General features: G+C 67.3%; 16 protein-coding genes. 9 read left to right on the top strand and 7 right to left on the bottom strand.

Features of this window, described 5'->3' with window-relative positions:
- Positions 1-37: 37 nt before the first annotated feature.
- The 4 genes from xdhA (at position 38) to ACXJKJ_RS12035 (ending at position 5,125) form a co-directional block, all read left to right on the top strand.
- Positions 38-1,507: a xanthine dehydrogenase small subunit gene (gene xdhA / locus ACXJKJ_RS12050; RefSeq protein ID WP_457390269.1), complete on the top strand. Its 1,470-nt coding sequence runs from the start codon at positions 38-40 to the stop codon at positions 1,505-1,507.
- Positions 1,504-3,822, top strand: a complete 2,319-nt coding sequence (gene xdhB, locus ACXJKJ_RS12045; RefSeq protein WP_457390268.1) for a xanthine dehydrogenase molybdopterin binding subunit — start codon at positions 1,504-1,506, stop codon at positions 3,820-3,822. Before xdhA ends, xdhB begins: the two co-directional genes overlap by 4 nt.
- The gene (locus ACXJKJ_RS12040; RefSeq protein ID WP_457390267.1) at positions 3,819-4,391 is read left to right on the top strand and encodes a peptidoglycan recognition protein family protein; all 573 of its coding nucleotides are present in this window, start codon (positions 3,819-3,821) and stop codon (positions 4,389-4,391) included. The genes xdhB and ACXJKJ_RS12040 overlap by 4 nt, the downstream gene beginning before the upstream one ends.
- A gap of 158 nt (positions 4,392-4,549) precedes the next feature.
- Complete coding sequence (locus ACXJKJ_RS12035; RefSeq protein WP_457390266.1) at positions 4,550-5,125, top strand: hypothetical protein; 576 nt, start codon at positions 4,550-4,552, stop codon at positions 5,123-5,125.
- Between the two features lie 15 nt (positions 5,126-5,140).
- On the opposite strand, the gene ACXJKJ_RS12030 is transcribed toward ACXJKJ_RS12035, so the two are convergent.
- The 4 genes from ACXJKJ_RS12030 to polA form a co-directional block, all read right to left on the bottom strand.
- Positions 5,141-5,773, bottom strand: coding sequence for a response regulator transcription factor (locus tag ACXJKJ_RS12030; protein ID WP_457390265.1), 633 nt, complete (start codon positions 5,771-5,773; stop codon positions 5,141-5,143).
- A 34-nt stretch (positions 5,774-5,807) separates the two neighbouring features.
- Positions 5,808-6,428, bottom strand: a complete 621-nt coding sequence (locus ACXJKJ_RS12025) for an AAA family ATPase (protein WP_200955293.1) — start codon at positions 6,426-6,428, stop codon at positions 5,808-5,810.
- 172 nt (positions 6,429-6,600) lie between these two features.
- Entirely contained in the window at positions 6,601-6,954 is a 354-nt protein-coding gene (locus ACXJKJ_RS12020; RefSeq protein WP_457390264.1) for a type II toxin-antitoxin system prevent-host-death family antitoxin, read from the bottom strand.
- A gap of 82 nt (positions 6,955-7,036) precedes the next feature.
- Positions 7,037-9,799, bottom strand: a complete 2,763-nt coding sequence (gene polA / locus ACXJKJ_RS12015; protein WP_457390263.1) for a DNA polymerase I — start codon at positions 9,797-9,799, stop codon at positions 7,037-7,039.
- 42 nt (positions 9,800-9,841) lie between these two features.
- Here polA and ACXJKJ_RS12010 point away from each other — a divergent pair, with 42 nt between their 5' ends.
- The 4 genes from ACXJKJ_RS12010 to ACXJKJ_RS11995 all read left to right on the top strand — a co-directional run bounded on the left by ACXJKJ_RS12010 (position 9,842) and on the right by ACXJKJ_RS11995 (position 14,085).
- On the top strand, positions 9,842-10,135 hold the full coding sequence (locus tag ACXJKJ_RS12010; protein WP_056198468.1) for a hypothetical protein: 294 nt from the start codon (positions 9,842-9,844) through the stop codon (positions 10,133-10,135).
- Positions 10,136-10,169: 34 nt separating this feature from the next.
- A complete protein-coding gene (locus ACXJKJ_RS12005) occupies positions 10,170-11,171 on the top strand; it encodes a homoserine kinase (RefSeq protein WP_457325232.1) in 1,002 nt (333 codons plus the stop codon).
- 2 nt (positions 11,172-11,173) lie between these two features.
- Entirely contained in the window at positions 11,174-11,992 is an 819-nt protein-coding gene (locus ACXJKJ_RS12000; RefSeq protein ID WP_056198476.1) for a BPSS1780 family membrane protein, read from the top strand.
- A 128-nt stretch (positions 11,993-12,120) separates the two neighbouring features.
- On the top strand, positions 12,121-14,085 hold the full coding sequence (locus tag ACXJKJ_RS11995; RefSeq protein WP_457390262.1) for a PhoX family protein: 1,965 nt from the start codon (positions 12,121-12,123) through the stop codon (positions 14,083-14,085).
- A 72-nt stretch (positions 14,086-14,157) separates the two neighbouring features.
- Here ACXJKJ_RS11995 and ACXJKJ_RS11990 read toward each other — a convergent pair whose 3' ends face one another.
- From ACXJKJ_RS11990 to ACXJKJ_RS11980, 3 genes are all read right to left on the bottom strand, one after another.
- The gene (locus tag ACXJKJ_RS11990; protein WP_056198479.1) at positions 14,158-14,562 is read right to left on the bottom strand and encodes an HPF/RaiA family ribosome-associated protein; all 405 of its coding nucleotides are present in this window, start codon (positions 14,560-14,562) and stop codon (positions 14,158-14,160) included.
- A gap of 235 nt (positions 14,563-14,797) precedes the next feature.
- The gene (locus tag ACXJKJ_RS11985) at positions 14,798-15,352 is read right to left on the bottom strand and encodes a hypothetical protein (protein ID WP_457349509.1); all 555 of its coding nucleotides are present in this window, start codon (positions 15,350-15,352) and stop codon (positions 14,798-14,800) included.
- Positions 15,353-15,523: 171 nt separating this feature from the next.
- Positions 15,524-15,946: a PaaI family thioesterase gene (locus ACXJKJ_RS11980; protein ID WP_457390261.1), complete on the bottom strand. Its 423-nt coding sequence runs from the start codon at positions 15,944-15,946 to the stop codon at positions 15,524-15,526.
- Between the two features lie 65 nt (positions 15,947-16,011).
- Here ACXJKJ_RS11980 and ACXJKJ_RS11975 point away from each other — a divergent pair, with 65 nt between their 5' ends.
- The gene (locus ACXJKJ_RS11975; RefSeq protein ID WP_457326250.1) at positions 16,012-16,824 is read left to right on the top strand and encodes a class I SAM-dependent methyltransferase; all 813 of its coding nucleotides are present in this window, start codon (positions 16,012-16,014) and stop codon (positions 16,822-16,824) included.
- Positions 16,825-16,858: the final 34 nt, after the last annotated feature.

Here is a 16,858-nt window from a genome sequence, read left to right as displayed (position 1 = left end):
GGCAATTCTGAGGCAACGCTCGACAATCGAGGCCAGCATGAATACCCGACCCATCCGTTTTTTCCACCGCGGCGAGGTCGTCGAGGTCCAGAACCTGCCTCCGACGACCACCGTGCTGCAATACCTGCGCGAGCATGCCGGCTGTACCGGCACCAAGGAAGGCTGTGCCGAGGGCGACTGCGGCGCCTGCACCGTCATCCAGGGCGAGCTGGGTGCCGACGGCCAGCTGGAACTGCGCAACGTCAACGCCTGCACCCAGTTCCTGCCGACGCTCGACGGCCGCGCGCTGCTGACGGTGGAAGACCTGGGCGGCCCGCAGCGGCTCAACCCCGCCCAGCAGGCCATGGTGGACTGCCATGGCTCCCAGTGCGGCTTCTGCACCCCCGGCTTCGTCATGAGCCTGACGGCTTGTTATGAAACCCACCAAGCCGCCGGCACCAAGCCCACCCGCCAGCAACTGGCCGATGCGCTGGCCGGCAACCTCTGCCGCTGCACGGGCTACCGGCCCATCCTGGATGCCGGCGAACAGATGTTCGACGCGCCCGCCCGCTGCCTGGACCGTGCGCCCATCGCTGAGGCTCTGCAGACCCTGGCCGCCGACGAGCCGCTGGACTATGGCCACGCCGGCGCCCGCTTCCATGCACCGCAAAGCATCCACGACCTGGCCCTGCTGCGCGAGACCTATCCGCAGGCGACGCTGCTGGCCGGGTCGACCGACGTGGGCCTGTGGGTGAACAAGCAGTTCCGCGACCTGGGGGACGTCATCTACACCGGCCGTGTCGCGGCGCTGCGCGAGATCCGCAACGACGGTACCGGCCTGTGGATCGGTGCCGCCGCTTCGCTGGAAGACAGCTGGGCCGCGCTGACCACCGCCGTGCCCCGCCTGCGCGAGCTGTGGCTGCGCTTCGCGTCGCCGCCGGTGCGCCATGCCGGCACGCTGGGCGGCAACATCGCCAATGGCTCGCCCATCGGCGACGGTGCGCCGGCCCTGATCGCCCTGGGCGCCGACATCATCCTGCGCCGCGGCTCGCAGCAGCGCCGCCTCAAACTGCAGGACTTCTATCTCGACTACATGAAGAAAGACCTGCAGCCCGGCGAGTTCGTCGAGGCACTGCATGTCCCCCTGCCCTCGCCCGACTGGCGCTTCAGCGCGCACAAGATCGCCAAGCGCCATGACAGCGACATCTCGGCCGTCTGCGCCGTGCTGGCGATCAGGCTGGATGCCGGCGCCGTGCAGGAGGCGCGCTTCGCGTTCGGTGGCATGGCCGCCATCGTCAAGCGCGCCGCCGCGGCGGAAGCCGCCGTCGTCGGCCAGCCCTGGAGCGAAGCCACTGCCAAGGCTGCAGCCGCCGCGCTGCCGCAGGACTTCAAGCCCATGACCGACATGCGCGCCAGCGCTGACTACCGGCTCAAGGTGGCGCAGAACCTTTTCATCAAGCTGTGGCTGGAAACCGTCGGCGCTGTGCCGGTCGGCGTCTGGCCGTCGATGCAGGAGGTGCCGGCATGAACAAGCCTGAAGCCTTGATTGAGTTGCAGCCGGTCGTCGGCAAGTCGCTGCCGCACGAGTCGGCGCACCTGCACGTCAGCGGTGCGGCACCCTACATCGACGACCTGCCCGAGCCCGCCGGCACGCTGCATGCGGCGCTCGGCCTGTCGCCCATCGCGCATGGCAAGCTGCTGGGCGTCGACCTCGAACGCATCCGCCGCATGCCCGGCGTCGTCGCAGTGCTCAGCGCGGCCGACATTGCCGGCGAGAACAACTGCGGCCCATTGCTGCATGACGACCCCATCCTGGCGGCGGACGAGCTGCGCTATGTGGGCCAGCCGGTGTTCGCCGTCATCGCGACCCACCGCGAACTGGCGCGCCGCGCGGCGGGGCTGGCCAGACAGGTCATCCAGGCCGAGCCGCTGCCGCCGCTGCTGACGGCACTGCAAGCGCATGCCGCCGGCCAGTACGTGCTGGCGCCTGCGCACCTGACGCGCGGCGAGCCGGCCGAACAGCTCGCCAGCGCACCGCACCGGCTGCAGGGAAGCTGGAGCCTGGGCGGCCAGGAGCAGTTCTATCTGGAGGGCCAGATCAGCCTGGCCGTGCCGCAGGAGGGCGGCGACGCCTTGCTCGTGCACTGCTCGACCCAACACCCGAGCGAGATGCAGCAGCTCGTGGCGCATTGCCTGGGCTGGCATGCGCATCGTGTCGTCGTGCAATGCCGGCGCATGGGTGGCGGCTTTGGCGGCAAGGAGAGCCAATCCGCTCTCTTCGCCTGCGTCGCGTCCATCGCTGCGCTGAAGCTGAAGAAACCCGTGAAGCTCCGCGTGGACCGCGACGACGATTTCCTCGTCACGGGACGCCGTCATGGCTTCGACTACCGATGGGATGTCGGCTTCGACGCTGACGGCCGCATCCTTGCCGTCGACATCGACCTGATCGCCAACGCCGGGCACAGCGCCGACCTTTCCGCCCCCGTGATGGCCCGCGCGCTCTGCCATTTCGACAACGCCTATTGGCTGCCGCATGTCGCCATGCACGGCTACTGCGCCAAGACCAACACGCAGAGCAACACGGCCTTCCGCGGCTTTGGCGGACCGCAGGGTGCCATTGCCATCGAGATGATCCTGGACGGTGTCGCCCGCCAGCTCGGATTGGACCCGGCCGAGGTGCGCCAGCGCAATTTCTACACCGCCGGCCAGGACATGACGCCCTATGGCCAGCAGGTCGAGGAACTGCACGCCCAACCGCTGACGGCGCAGCTGCTTGCCAGCAGCCGCTACGCCGAACGCCGCGCCGAGATCGCCGCCTTCAACGCCGCCAGCCCGGTGCTGAAAAAGGGCCTGGCCTTCACGCCGGTCAAGTTCGGCATCTCCTTCAACGTGGCCCACCTGAACCAGGCCGGCGCACTGGTGCATGTCTACACCGACGGCTCGGTGCTGGTGAACCACGGCGGCACGGAAATGGGCCAGGGCCTGAACACCAAGGTGGCCCAGGTCGTCGCGCATGAGTTGGGCCTGCCGTTGGCCAGCGTGCGCTGCTCGGCCACCGACACGAGCAAGGTCGCCAACACCTCCGCCACGGCCGCATCCACCGGCAGCGACCTGAACGGCAAGGCCGCGCAGGATGCCGCGCGCAAGATCAAGGGGCGGCTGGCCGCCGTCGCCGCCGAGCGCTTTGGCTGCGCCGCCGAGCTGGTCGCCTTTGATGGCGGCCAGGTCAGCGGCGGCGGCCAAAGCCTGCCCTTTGGCGAACTCGTCGCCGCGGCCTACCTGAAGCGCGTGCAGCTGTGGAGCGACGGCTTCTACGCCACGCCCGGCCTGCACTGGGACCGCAGCAAGCTGCAGGGCCACCCTTTCTATTACTACGCCTGGGGCGGCGCCGTCTGTGAGGCGCTGGTGGACACACTGACCGGCGAAAGCCGCATCACGCGCGCCGACATCTTGCACGACGTGGGCCAGAGCCTGAACCCGGCCATCGACATCGGCCAGATCGAGGGCGGCTTCATCCAGGGCATGGGCTGGCTGACGACGGAGGAGCTGGTCTGGCACCCCACGACGGGTTTGCTGACCACGCACGCGCCCAGCACCTACAAGATCCCGACCGCCAACGATTGCCCGCCGGAACTGCGTGTGGAGCTGTTCGGCGTGGCCAATGCCAGCGAAACCATCCACCGCAGCAAGGCCGTCGGCGAGCCGCCGCTGCTGCTGGGGTTTGCGGCCCTGCTGGCCATCAAGGACGCCTGCGCCGCCTGCGGCCCAGAGAATTGCGATCCGCCGCTGCAGGCGCCGGCCACGGCCGAGGCGGTGCTCAACGCGATCGACGCCGTCCGTTGAAGCTCGTCGCCGCCCTCACCGTCCTGCTGGCGCTCGGCAGTTGCGCCACTGCACCGCCGGCGCCCGACATCGTCAGCGTCGACAGCTGGGGCGGCAGTGCAGCGACATCCACGGCAGCGCCGCAGCAGATCACGCACATCACGATCCACCACCAGGGCGAGATCTGGAAGGACGGCGCCGACGTCGAGGCCTACTTGCGCCGGCTGCAGCAGTGGTCGCGCCTGACCAAGCGCTGGGCGGACATCCCCTACCACTACGTCATCGCGCCCGACGGCCGCATCTACGCGGCGCGGCCGCTGGCCCAGGCCGGCGACACCAACACCGAGTACGACCCGCGCGGTCACGCCCTCGTCATGCTGGTCGGCAACTTCGAGGAACAGCAGCCCACGCCGGCCCAGCTCAACGCCGCCGTCGAGCTGACCGCGTGGCTGGCGCGCCAGCATCATCTCGGCCTGGACGCCATCGCCAGCCACAAGGACTACAGCCGGCAGACCGTCTGCCCGGGCAAGAATCTGTATGCCTACCTGGAATCCGGCTGGTTCAAGGCCGAGGTGGGCAAGCGCCTCTGATCAGCGGGTTTTCTGCGTGGCCGCCACGACGGCTGAGTGCGCGAGCTGACGTCGTGTGCCGTCAGCAGGTGCAGCACATGTGACGTGCGCTGACGGGGCGGCTGTTGGGGCGTGCTTCAATCGGCGCACAAAAAGCCGAAACGGGAGAGGACGACGTCATGAAACCATTGCTTTTGACCGCTGCACTGCTGGCGGCAGGCTGCAGCACCGCGTCGCCCCTGYGTCAATCGCAGGAAAGTTTCAACGCGGCTTACGGCGTGGTCGCTGGCAACACCGACACCATCGTCATTTCCAGTTCGCCGCCGTATGTGCAGATCACTGTGGTGGACAAGCGGACGTCGGAGGTTCACACGCGCTGCATCAACGCCTACGCTCTTCTCGGCGCCTTGGGACTTGAGCACGGCCTGCCGGTTGGCGCACACGCCGAAACGCTAAGGCTCGCACTGACCAACAAGGAGCGGCGTTTCGAATTCACCAAGCCGGAGGCCCTGGCCAGGCTGGCCATCAGCTACGCCGACGCCGAACTTGAAGTGATGCGGCAACGATTGGCGCCCTACAGCGACGCTGAACTTGCAACAGGATTCGGCGGCCAGGGAACGCTTCAGAGCTTGCTCGACGGCTCGCCTGCAGACCGCCCCCGGGCCTATCGCGACGCTGCGGCCTGTGTCCTGATCGACCGGGGTTTCTCGCCACGAATCGCTGATCGGACCGGAGCGCTGGTGATATACCGCTGACCGCGGCGTCCATCGTCAACGCGCGCGTTGCGTCGCGACCACCACCGCCTGGGTGCGCGAGTTCACGCCCAGGGCCCTCAGCACCGCGGCCACATGGTCCTTCACGGTGTCCACGCTGACACCCAGCTCGCGGGCGATCAGCTTGTTGGACAGGCCTTGCGTAAGCAGATGCAGCACATGCTTCTGGCGCGGCGTCAGCGGCAGCTCCGCCCAGTCGCCTGGCGCGGGGCCAGCCGAGGCCGGTGAGGCTGCAACGGGTTCAGCCGCACGCTTGAGCGGCGGCACATAGGTGCCACCGGCCAGCACCAGGTGCAGGGCCTGGACCAAGGTATTCAGGTCGCTGCGTTCGGGCACATAGCCCATGGCGCCGGCACCCAGAGCCTGCAGGGCCTCCTCGGTGTCGTCGCTGCCGGAGATGACGACGACCGGCAGCAGCAGGTGCTCGCCGTGGATCTGCTGCAGCAGCTCGAAGCCACCATCGATGCGCAGGTCCAGCAGCACGAGCCGGGGGATGGCCTGGCCCAGCGCGTCGCGCGCGGCGGCGACAGTGTCCACGCCCTGCACCTGCGCCCCGGCGAAATGCTGCTCGATCAGGCCGGTGAGCGCGGCGCGCACCATCGGAAAAGCATCGACCAGCAAAACCTTCATCACCCCTCCTCGTTGAACCGCGGCGGCATGATATTCAACGCAGGGCCGCGGCGAGCAGGGGTTTGGCCCAGGCGGGCACGCTGCGCAGCGGTGCATGGGCAACGACCCGGCCCAACTGCATCTGCAACAGCAGCACGGGCTGGGGCCGGCGGCCGGCGCGCGGGTCGGCCTCGAAGCTGTTGTCATAAAGGCGCAGGCTGGCCAGGTGAGGCATCAGCTTGACGAGATTGCCGCGGCTGGCGTCAAAGCGCTCGCGCACCTTGGCCTCGGGAATGTCGTGCCCACCCGCGGCCACGCGTGCCTGGATGCGGCGCAGGTGCAGTTCAGGCGTGGCAAGGCCGGCGTACCAGACATGCACCTGGGCACCACCCCGTGCGCCGTCCAGCAGCAACTGGGTCATGCTGGTGCCGCCCAGCGTCGTCTCGAAGGCGTAGGTCAGGCTTTCGGCCAGCGCCTTCTCCAGGCCGCGTCGGCCCAGCGTCCACGCCAGGCCGTTGGCCTGTTCGGCGGACAGGCTGGGCTGCTGCTCACGCAAGCGCGCGGCGGCGATGTCGGGATTGAAGAACTCGGCCCCGCTGGCCTGGATGGCCGCGCCGCCGAGGGAACTCTTGCCAGCGCCATTGACGCCGGCGAGCACGTAGAGGCGTGCCGGCAATTCAGCAGTCCGTTCCGGACACAGGCACCGGGCCGAGCGCCGGGCCGCTCCCAAGCCGGCCCGTCAGGCGATGTGCTTGCCGGTCAATCCGGCAAGCATCGCCGTCCCCGCGGGGGACCGACCAGGTTGGCCCGCGTCCAGCGAGGCCAAACTGGGCGAGGGGCCGTCTCATTCAGGCGGCCTTGCGAACGGGTTTGCGCGGCTTGGCGGCCTTCACGGCCACGGCGCCGATGGCCTCGGGYGTCATCGCGAAGGCATCGGCCAGCGCTTCGCCCTGGTCCTGCATGCGCGCCAGCATCGCGTCGAACTCGCCGCCTAATGCACCCAGATCGGGCTCGGCGGCACGCTGCATTTCGCGGTAGCGCTCGACCGACATCAGCACGAAGGCGGGCTGGTCATGCTTGGTGATCAGCACCGCGCCATGGGCCRCGACCGTGCGGCCGACTTTCTGGATACCCGCCACGAGCTGGGTGGCCGACACGCTGGGCAGCTGGTCGGCCAGGGCTTGTTCGAGGACTGCAGACATGATGAGGCTCCCGACTGGCATGGCCGCATTTTGCCTATTTTGGGGAAAATAGGAAATTTAGGGGATTGCGGGAGGCCGAAAATCAGTGCGCTTCTTCCCAGTTCGCGCCAACACCCACCTCGGCCAGCAGCGGCACCTTGAACTCGGCCACGCCGGCCATCAGGCGTGGCACCTCGGTGCGCATCCAGTCCAGTTCGACCTCGGGCACCTCGAAAACCAGTTCGTCGTGCACCTGCATGATGATCCTGGACTGCTTGCCGGCACTGTCCAGTTCCGCCTGCACGGCCAGCATGGCCAGCTTGATCAGGTCGGCCGCCGTGCCCTGCATGGGCGCGTTGATGGCCTGGCGCTCGGCACCGGCGCGGCGCGGGCCATTGCCGCCGCGGATCTCGGGCAGGTAGATGCGCCGGCCGAACAGCGTCGACACATAGCCGAGTTCGGCTGCGCTCGCCTTGGTCTCGTCCATGTACTTCTTGACGCCGGCAAAGCGGGTGAAATAGCGCTCGATGTAGTCCTTGGCCGCTTTCTGCTCGATGCCCAGCGCCGAGGCCAGGCCGAAGGCGCCCATGCCGTAGATGAGACCGAAGTTGATGGTCTTGGCGTAGCGGCGCTGCTCACTGGATACGTCGCCCAGCGCGACGCCGAACACCTCGCTGGCCGTCGCCTTGTGCACGTCCTGCCCTTCCTGGAAGGCGCGCAGCAGCCCCGGGTCCTCGCTGATGTGGGCCATGATGCGCAACTCGATCTGCGAATAGTCGGCGCTGACGATGCTGTAGCCCACGGGCGCAACGAAGGCCTCGCGCACGCGCCGGCCTTCCGCCGTGCGGATGGGAATGTTCTGCAGATTGGGCTCGTTGCTGGACAGCCGCCCGGTCACGGCCACGGCCTGCGCATAGTTGGTGTGCACGCGGCCGGTGTGGGCGTTGATCTGCAGCGGCAGCTTGTCGGTGTAGGTGCTCTTGAGCTTGGACAGGCCGCGGTATTCCAGGATCTTGGCCGGCAGCGGGAAGTCGGCGGCGAGTTCGGTCAATACCTCTTCGTCGGTGGATGGCGCGCCGGTGGCGGTCTTCTTCACGACCGGCAGGCCCAGCTTGGTGAACAGGATGTCGCCGATCTGCTTCGGTGAGCCGATGTTGAAGGGCTGGCCGGCGATCTCGTAGCACTGCTGCTCCAGCAGCACCAGGCGTTGGCCGATCTCATGGCTTTGCAGCTTCAGCCGTTCGGAGTCGATCAGCACGCCATTGCGCTCGACGCGGGCCAGCAGGTCGGCCGTGGGCATTTCGATGTCGCGGTAGATGTGCGTCATGCCAGCGTCGGCCTCGATCTGCGGCCACAGCACGCTGTGCAGATGCAGGCACATCTCGGAATCCTCACCCGAGTAGGTCGTGGCCTTGGCCACATCGACCTGCGCGAACGGGATCTGGTGCGCGCCCTTGCCGCACAGGTCCTCGTAGCTCAGGCCCTTGCGGCCCAGGTGGCGCTCGGCGAGCGCTTCCAGGTTGTGGGTCTTGTGGGCCTCCAGTACATAGCTCTGCAGCAGCGTGTCGTGCTGCACGCCCGCAAGCGCGATGCCATGGTTGAGCAACACATGACGGTCGTACTTCAGGTTCTGGCCGATCTTCTTGGCCGATGCGTCCTCCAGCCAGGGCTTGAGCCGCGCCAGCACGGCGTCCAGTGGCAGTTGCTCGGGCGCGTCCGGGCCGCCGTGGGCCAGCGGGATGTAGGCCGCCTCGCCGGGCTTGTCGGCGAAGGAGATGCCGACGATGCGGGCGGCCATCGGGTCCAACGAATCGGTCTCGGTGTCCAGCGCGCACAGCGGCGCGGCGTGCAGGCGGATGAGCCAGGCTTCCAGCTGCTCGAAACTCAGGATGGTTTCGTACTGGCGGGCAACCTCGGCCGCGCCGGCGGGCGGTTCCGGTTCGTCGAACAGGCCCGGGTTGGCCACCGGTGCCGCCTTGGGCTTGGCCACCACCGCGGTGCCGGTCAGTTCCTCCAGCCAGGCCTTGAAGCCGTTGCGCACGTAGAACTCGCCCAAACGCGCCTTGTCCGGCTCGCGGAAAGCCAGCTCCTCCAGCTTGGGCCAGCCCGGCACATGCTCGGCGAGCTCGCAATCCAGCTTCACGGTGACCAGCTTGCGACCCATGGGCAGCCAGTCCAGCGCGGCGCGCAGGTTCTCGCCGGCCTTGCCCTTGACCGTGGGCGCAGCGGCGATGACGCCGTCCAGCGAGCCGTATTCGGACACCCACTTCGCCGCGGTCTTGGGGCCGACGCCGGTCACGCCAGGCACGTTGTCCACGGTGTCGCCCATCAGCGTCAGGTAGTCGATGATGCGATTGGGCGGCACGCCGAACTTCTCCAGCACGCCGGCCTCGTCCAGCCTCTCGTTGCTCATCGTGTTGATGAGCTCGACGTCGGCGTTGACCAACTGGGCCAGGTCCTTGTCGCCGGTCGACACGATGACGCGATGGCCCTCCTGGGCCGCAATGCAGCACAGCGTGCCGATGACGTCGTCGGCCTCCACGTTCGGCACCGTCAGCGTGGGCCAGCCCAGCAGCTTGACGACCTCGTGGATGGGCTCGATCTGCGCGCGCAGCTCAGGCGGCATGGGCGAGCGTTGGGCCTTGTATTCGGGATACCAGTCGTCGCGGAAGGTCTTGCCCGGCGCATCGAACACGCAGACGGCGTGGGCCGCGCCGATGTCGCTCTGCAGTTTTTTCAGCATGGCCACCATGCCACGCACCGCCCCGGTGGGCTGGCCCTCGGGGCCGCGCAGGTCGGGCATGGCATGGAAGGCGCGATACAGATAGCTGGAGCCGTCGACMAGCAGCAGGATGGGTTTACTCATGGCGACGGATTGTCCGGCAGCCCGCCACCTAGAATCGGCAGCATGTTGCGCCTTGCCGTACCCCTGCTGCTCGCTGCCCTGTGTGGCGGCGCCCTCGCTGACCCGCCGCCAGAACCCAAGGTCGAGCGCACCGTGGCCGAGGACGACCAGGTCCGCATCGAGGAGCTGAAGGTGCGCGGCGAGGCCAAGAAGGTCACGGTCAAGAACAAGCTGACCAAGGCCCCGGACTACGAAATCGTCGTCAACGACGCCGGCCGCGAATCGGCCGGCGGCACGGGCACGGGCATGCCCAAGAGCGGCTCGGGCGCGCGGGTCTGGCGAGTTCTCAAATTCTGATCGCAAGCGGCCCTCGGGGTCGCTTTCTGGACCCATGGCCGTTTTCACCGAAGTCAGCCCGGCGCAGGCGCAAGCCCTGCTAGACCATCTCGCCCTCGGGCAACTCAGCTCGCTGCGCGGCATCGGCGCGGGCATCGAGAACACGAACTACTTCGTCGATTGCCAGGATGCCAATCAAGGTGGCCACTATGTCCTGACGCTGTTCGAGCGCCTGACGGCCGAGCAACTGCCCTTCTACCTGCGCCTGATGCAGCACCTGGCCCAGCGCGGCGTGCCGGTCCCTGAACCGCACGCGGACGCCGCCGGCGAGATCCTCTTCGAGGTGGCGGGCAAGCCCGCGGCCATCGTCGACCGCCTGCATGGCGGCCACCAGCTGGCACCCGACGCCTTCCATTGCAGCCAGGTGGGTGCCACGCTGGCGCGCATGCATCTGGCGGCCCAGGATTTCCCGCTCCACCAGCCCAATCTGCGCGGCCTGGCCTGGTGGCGCGAGGTGGTGCCGCAGCTCCTGCCTTTTCTGAGCGGCCCCGAAGCCGAGCTGCTGCAAAGCGAGCTGGCCTACCAGGAACAGCTCGCCGCGTCGCAGGACTATGCCCAGCTCGCGCGCGGCCCCATCCACGCCGACCTGTTCCGCGACAACGTCATGTTCGAGCCCGGCGAAGGCCCCGGCCGCGAGCGCCTGACGGGCTTCTTCGACTTCTACTTCGCCGGCGTCGACACCTGGCTGTTCGACCTCGCCGTCTGCCTGAACGACTGGTGCATCGACCTGACCGACGGCCGCCTCATCGAGGAGCGCGCCGCCGTGTTCGTCGCCGCCTACGAGAGCGAGCGGCCGTTGTCCGGCGCCGAGCATCGCCTGCTGCCGGCCCTGCTGCGCGCGGCGGCACTGCGCTTCTGGGTGTCGCGCCTCTTTGACCTTCACTTGCCGCGTGAGGCCTCGCTGCTCAAGGCCCACGACCCACGCCACTTCGAGCGCGTGCTGCGCGAGCGCATCGCCAAGCCCTGGCACGCACTGCACGGCGGGGTCGGCGAATGACGATGCAACTGCACTTGCAGCAGGTGCCGGCCGGCAACGGGCGGCTCTGGATACGCCATGGTTTCAAGATCTTCAGGCGCCAGCCACTGGCCTTCTCGGGCCTGCTCGGCCTGGCGCTGCTGGTTTCCATGCTGCTGAGCGCGCTGCCCTTCGTCGGCCCCATGCTGGGCCTGATGGCCATTCCGGTCTGTTCGCTGGGCTTCATGCTGGCCACGCATCTGGCGCTGCAGCGCAAGATGCCCCATGTGGACGTCTTTATCGCTCCCTTCCGGCTGACGCCTGAACGGCGCCGCCACCAGTTCGTGCTGTGCGCGGGCTTTGCGCTGGTCATGCTGCTGATCCTGCTGCTGGCCGACCAGATCGACGGCGAGGTCACCCACGAGCTGATGGAGTTGATGAAGCGCGACGCGAACGCCGACGCGATCGCCGCCATCGCGGCCGACCCGCGGCTGATCTGGGGCTTCATGGTCCGCGCGGTCGGCATGACCGCACTGTCGATCCCCTACTGGCATGCACCGGCCCTGGTGCATTGGGGTGGGCAGAGCGCCGCCCAGTCGCTGTTCTCCAGCACGCTGGCGCTGTGGCGCAACAAGGGCGCTTTCGCGCTGAACGCCCTGCTGTGGGCGGCGCTGATGTTTGCCTGCAGCGGCGTCATCAGCGTGGTCTTCGGCCTGCTCGGCCTGCTGCAGTTCGCGCCGGTGGCCTCGGTGGCCTGCTTCCTGGTGCTGGCGGCGGTGTTCTACGCCTCGCTGTACTTCAGCTTTGTCGACTGCTTCATGTTCGGCGCGCCGCCGAACCTGCTCGACGACTCGAAGGGCTGACCCCTCGCTGGGTCGGCCGCGTTTTCACGCGGCCGACATGCAAGCTCCCTACATTGCGCGGCTCGTGCCAGGCCGGCGCACGGCGTGTGCGGGCCTGGCTGTGCAGTCCCTGAACAGCAGCCGCCAACATGTCCCAGACCCTGAATCGTCGCCACGCCCTGAAGTACATGGGCGTTCCCCTGATGCTCCCCCTCGGTGGAACCGCTGTCGCCGGCCTGTTGACCGGCTGCGGCGGTGGCAGCGATGACAACAACACGCCCGCTCCCAGCTTCGCGTCCGCCAGCTTCGTCGCGATGGCCGCCCCCAGCCTCGCCACCCCGGCCGACATGGCCAAGACCCTCGTCAACTCGACGCTGATGGTCAAGTTCAGCGACGACAGCACCCAGGGCTTCTCGCTGTCGTATGCCCCCTTCTTCACGACCGGCGACCTGGTGCCGGACGGCAAGGGCGGAACCCTGCTGGCGGGCGGCTATGTCGACTTCGCCGGCAAGCCCATCATCGACACGACGGTGGCCGACAAGAACCGCCAGTTCTTCAGCGATTCGCCCGACGGCACCTCGCTGCTCAAGCTCGACAACGCCAGCGTTGCCGGCATCAAGGGCAACGCCGTCTTCGCCGTCGTGCAGTTCGAATACACGACCTGGGCGCAGGACGGCAAGACCGACATGTACGGCAAGCTGCCCTCGCCCATCGCCGTGCTGACGCTGGACCAGGACCCGGCCACAGGCAAGCTGTCGCTCGTGAAATACCACAACGTCGACACCGCACCGGCAATGGGCCTGTGGATCACCTGCGGCGCCAGCTTGTCGCCCTGGGGCACGCACCTGTCCAGCGAGGAGTACGAGCCCGACGCCTTCACGATCRCCAGCAACGCCCAGTTCAAGGCCTACAGCAAGAACCTGTTCGGCAGCGAGACCCAGGCCAACCCCTACCACTACGGCCACCTGCCGGAGGTCACCGTCAACCCCGACGGCAGCGGCACCATCAAGAAGCACTACTGTCTTGGCCGTATCTCGCATGAGCTGATCCAGGTCATGCCCGACAACCGCACCGCCATCATGGGCGACGACGCGACCAATGGCGGCTTCTTCATGTTCGTGGCCGACAAGGAGAAGGACCTCTCCGCCGGCTCGCTGTTTGTGGCCAAGTTCGGCGCCGGCTTCTCTCTGGACACGGCCGCCGCCGGCGCGCCCATCAGCTGGATCAAGCTCGGCTCGGCCACCAGCGCGGAGATCAAGGCCCTGGCCGACACGCTCAAGGCCACCGACATCATGGACGTGGCCACCACCGACCCGCTGGATGCCAGCTTCACCAAGATCTGGCTCGGCGGCAAGGTGCAGTGGGTGCGCGTGAAGGCCGGCATGGACAAGGCCGCCGCCTTCCTCGAAACCCACCGCTACGCCGCGCTCAAGGGCGGCTCGATGGCCTTCACCAAGATGGAGGGCACGACCGTCAACGCCAAGGACAAGATCGCCTACTCGGCGCTGCAGAACATGCAGAGCTCCATGGTGCGCGGCAACGCAGCCTGGAACGAGGCCGCCAACATCACCCTCGACAAGGCCCTGAACGCCGGCGGCGTGCTGGCCCACACGCTGAGCACGGGCCAGAAGGACACGGCAGGCGGTGCCATCACCAGCGACTGGGTGCCGTCACTGACCAAGACCCTGCTCATCGGCGAAGACCTCGCCACGGCGGATGCGCTGGGCAACCTCGCCAATCCCGACAAGATCGGCGCGCCCGACAACCTGAAGTTCTCGGAGAAGCTGCGCACCCTCTTCATCGGCGAGGACAGCAGCTACCACGTCAACAACTTCGTCTGGGCCTACAACGTCGACACCAAGACGCTGACCCGCCTCGTGTCCATGCCCTCGGGCGCCGAGGCCACCGGCCTGGGCGTTGTGGACGACCTCAACGGCTGGACCTACATCACCAGCAACTTCCAGCACCCCGGCGACTGGGGCGTGCCGCTGCATAACGTCGTCAAGGCCACGCTGGACCCGCTGGTGCGCGCCAACTACAAGGATCGCTTCGGTGCCCAGGTGGGCTATCTGACCGGAGCGGCCACGAGCGTCAAACTGGCCAAGATCGGCTGATTGCCGGCGTGTGACCGAAGGGCTGCGTGAGCAGCCCTTTCTCGTGGGTCATTTCGCCCGGCGCCTATCGCATCACCATGGCTCGGCCGCAGGCTGCACGCCCTCGCCGAACTCGCGGGCCACGTCGGCACTCAGCTCACCGGTGCCCGCATGGCGCCGCTGGCGGTCCTGCTGCTTGCCCAGCGCCGATTCGAGGGCCCTCGTCAACTTGTCGGCCGCGCCCTCGATGGCCTGGTGCATGCTTTCGGCCTGGTGCTTGACCGCGATGTTTTTCAGCCCCACCACGCGCGCCTCCAGCAGGCAACGCATGTCGTCGGGGCCCGATTTCTCACCGCTGTTCATGTCGCCCAGATGTGCCTCCACATGCGTCACCTGGCCCTTGTAGTGGTCGACCGCGCCGCGGATCACGCCCTCGACATGCTCGATCAGCTTCTCACGGCCCTCTACGTGGTTGTCGGTCTCGATTTGCACCTGCATTGCATTCCTTTCGGCGTACGGAAGTCGCGCGCTTGAAAGAAAAGGGGCAAGCGGCGTGCCGTGGAGCGCTTCAGCGCGGCTTCCGTGGTCGCTGAAGGTGGTGGGCGGCAGTTGCTGGCCAGAAGCGGGTATGCCCCAGGGCGACAACGCCGGTCAACTCCAGCAAGCGGGCGCCGAACGTTGAAGCTGAGCCGCGAGCGGCGGCTTGCCGACGTGAGTCGGGTTGAGCGATTGGTTATGGCGCATCCTTGGCTCGCTCGGCAAGGCGACCCGCGCTCTGCGCCAATCTCTCCCGGTTTGCCAAGTAGCTTGTCGGAGACTTGCCGACGGTGACAAGCGTGGCAGCTTGGTCAACCGAGACTTCAGCCAATGGGACGCCAACAATGCTTGGGGACGCTCGCTCGAATCCGCGCTGGTCGTTGCCCATGTAGGAGAGCGACAGGAACAGGGTCGTGCGTTGAGCCTCTGACAGGTGAACCTCGGAGAGCAACCACCACAGCACGTTGGTCGCGTGCCAGCCAATCTTGTTCTCGCTGGCAGATGCCGCATCTAGTTCGAGAAGGAGTTGCTTGGCAACGTGCCCAGCAAGGCGATCCTCATAGCTGACATGGAGCACTCTTCGCAACGTCTCGGGCGGCGTTTTCTCTGAACTGCTGGCCCGTGCAATGAGCTTGTCAATGTCTGGGCGATAGGGCTGAAACACAAACAGATCGTATGAAGCCAGCGCCAACAGCGGTACCCCAACAAGCGCTGCCAAGGCGTAAAGGATGCGCTGGTGGAGACGGATCATGGGTTCAATGCGCCATAACGCGTTCTTGAGAGACCGCCCGCGCCGCTTAGACAGGCAAGCTGCGCCACAACACAACCTTTGTCGGTCGCTGCAAGTGCTTGGTCCATCGGAAATCTTCTCGAAAAGTTGACGCGCGAAACGGTCATTGCATTTCCAACAAAAACGGCGCTCTCAACGCTCCCGCGGGATAGCGTAGGTGCCCGTCGCATGAGCCACCGGCTCGTCCTCGCCCTCCGAGAAGATCCACACCTCGCCCACCGCGAGCGTCTTGCCCAGCTTCATCAGCCGGCAGCGCGCCACCACCCGCCGGTCGGCGCGCGGCTTGCGCAGGAAGTTGATGGACAGGTTGGTCGTCACCGCCAACGGCACGATGCCGATGCGCGCCAGGATGCCCAGATACAGGGCCACGTCGGCCAAGGTCATCATGACCGGGCCCGACACCGTGTTGCCGGGGCGCAGCTCGCGCTCGCCCACCGGATGGGCGACGACGACGCTGCCGTCCTCGTCCACCTCCTCCAGCGTGCAGCGGTTCTGCGGGAATTCGGCTTTCAGGAAGGCCACCAGCTGCGCATGTGAGGGGCGGTGTTCAGACATGGCGTTTTGCAAGCAATTGCGAGGAAACCGGCCGCCAGCCTAGCACCGCCATCAGAATGACTCGCATGAACCTCGCCGACCGGGGCTTCACTGGCTCCATCCCCCAACTCCATGAGCACTATCTGGTGCCCATGCTCTTCGATCCCTATGCCGAGGACCTGGCCGCGCGGGCAGCTGCGTTGCGCCCGGGGCGGTTGCTGGAGATCTCTGCAGGCACCGGCGTGCTGACGCGCCATCTCGTCGGCGAGCTGCCCGACAACGTCGACATTGTGGCCAGCGAACTCAACGCCACCATGCTGGACATGGCCGCCACCCGGGGCACCGAAAGGCCCGTCGAGTGGCGGTTGGCGGATGCGGCGCAGTTGCCCTTTGCCGACGAGAGCTTCGACCTCGTCGCCTGCCAGTTCGGCGTCAGCCTCTTCGCTGACCGGCCACGTGCCTTTGCCGAGATCCGCCGCGTACTCAGGGCCGACGGCGTGTTCCTCTTCAACGTCTGGGACCATCTCGACAGCAATGAGCTGGCCGAGACGATCACGCAGGCCCTGGCCCAGGCCTTCCCGGACGACCCGCCGCGCTTCCTCGCGCGCGCGCCACACGGCTGCCACGACATCCACGCGCTGCGCCAGGAGCTCAGCGACGCTGGCTTCGAGCACGAGGCGGACTTCGTCACGCTGCCGCTGCGCGCCTGCGCGGAGTCACCTTCCCAGCCCGCCCTGGGCTTCTGCCAGGGCACGCCGTTGCGCGCCGAGATCGAGAAGCGCGCGCCGGGCCGCCTGCCCGAGATGACGGCCCTCGCGGCCCGCGCCATCGCCGACCGCTTCGGCGTCGGCGCCATCGACTCGCGCATGCAGGCCCACGTGGTCATCGTGGGGCATTGAACACTTTCGGGCCGAGCGCCGGGCCGCTCCCAAG

The organism is Roseateles sp. P5_E1 (assembly GCF_054049335.1).
Note: the sequence above shows the minus strand (reverse complement) of the source record. Positions and strands in the feature narration are given on the sequence as shown.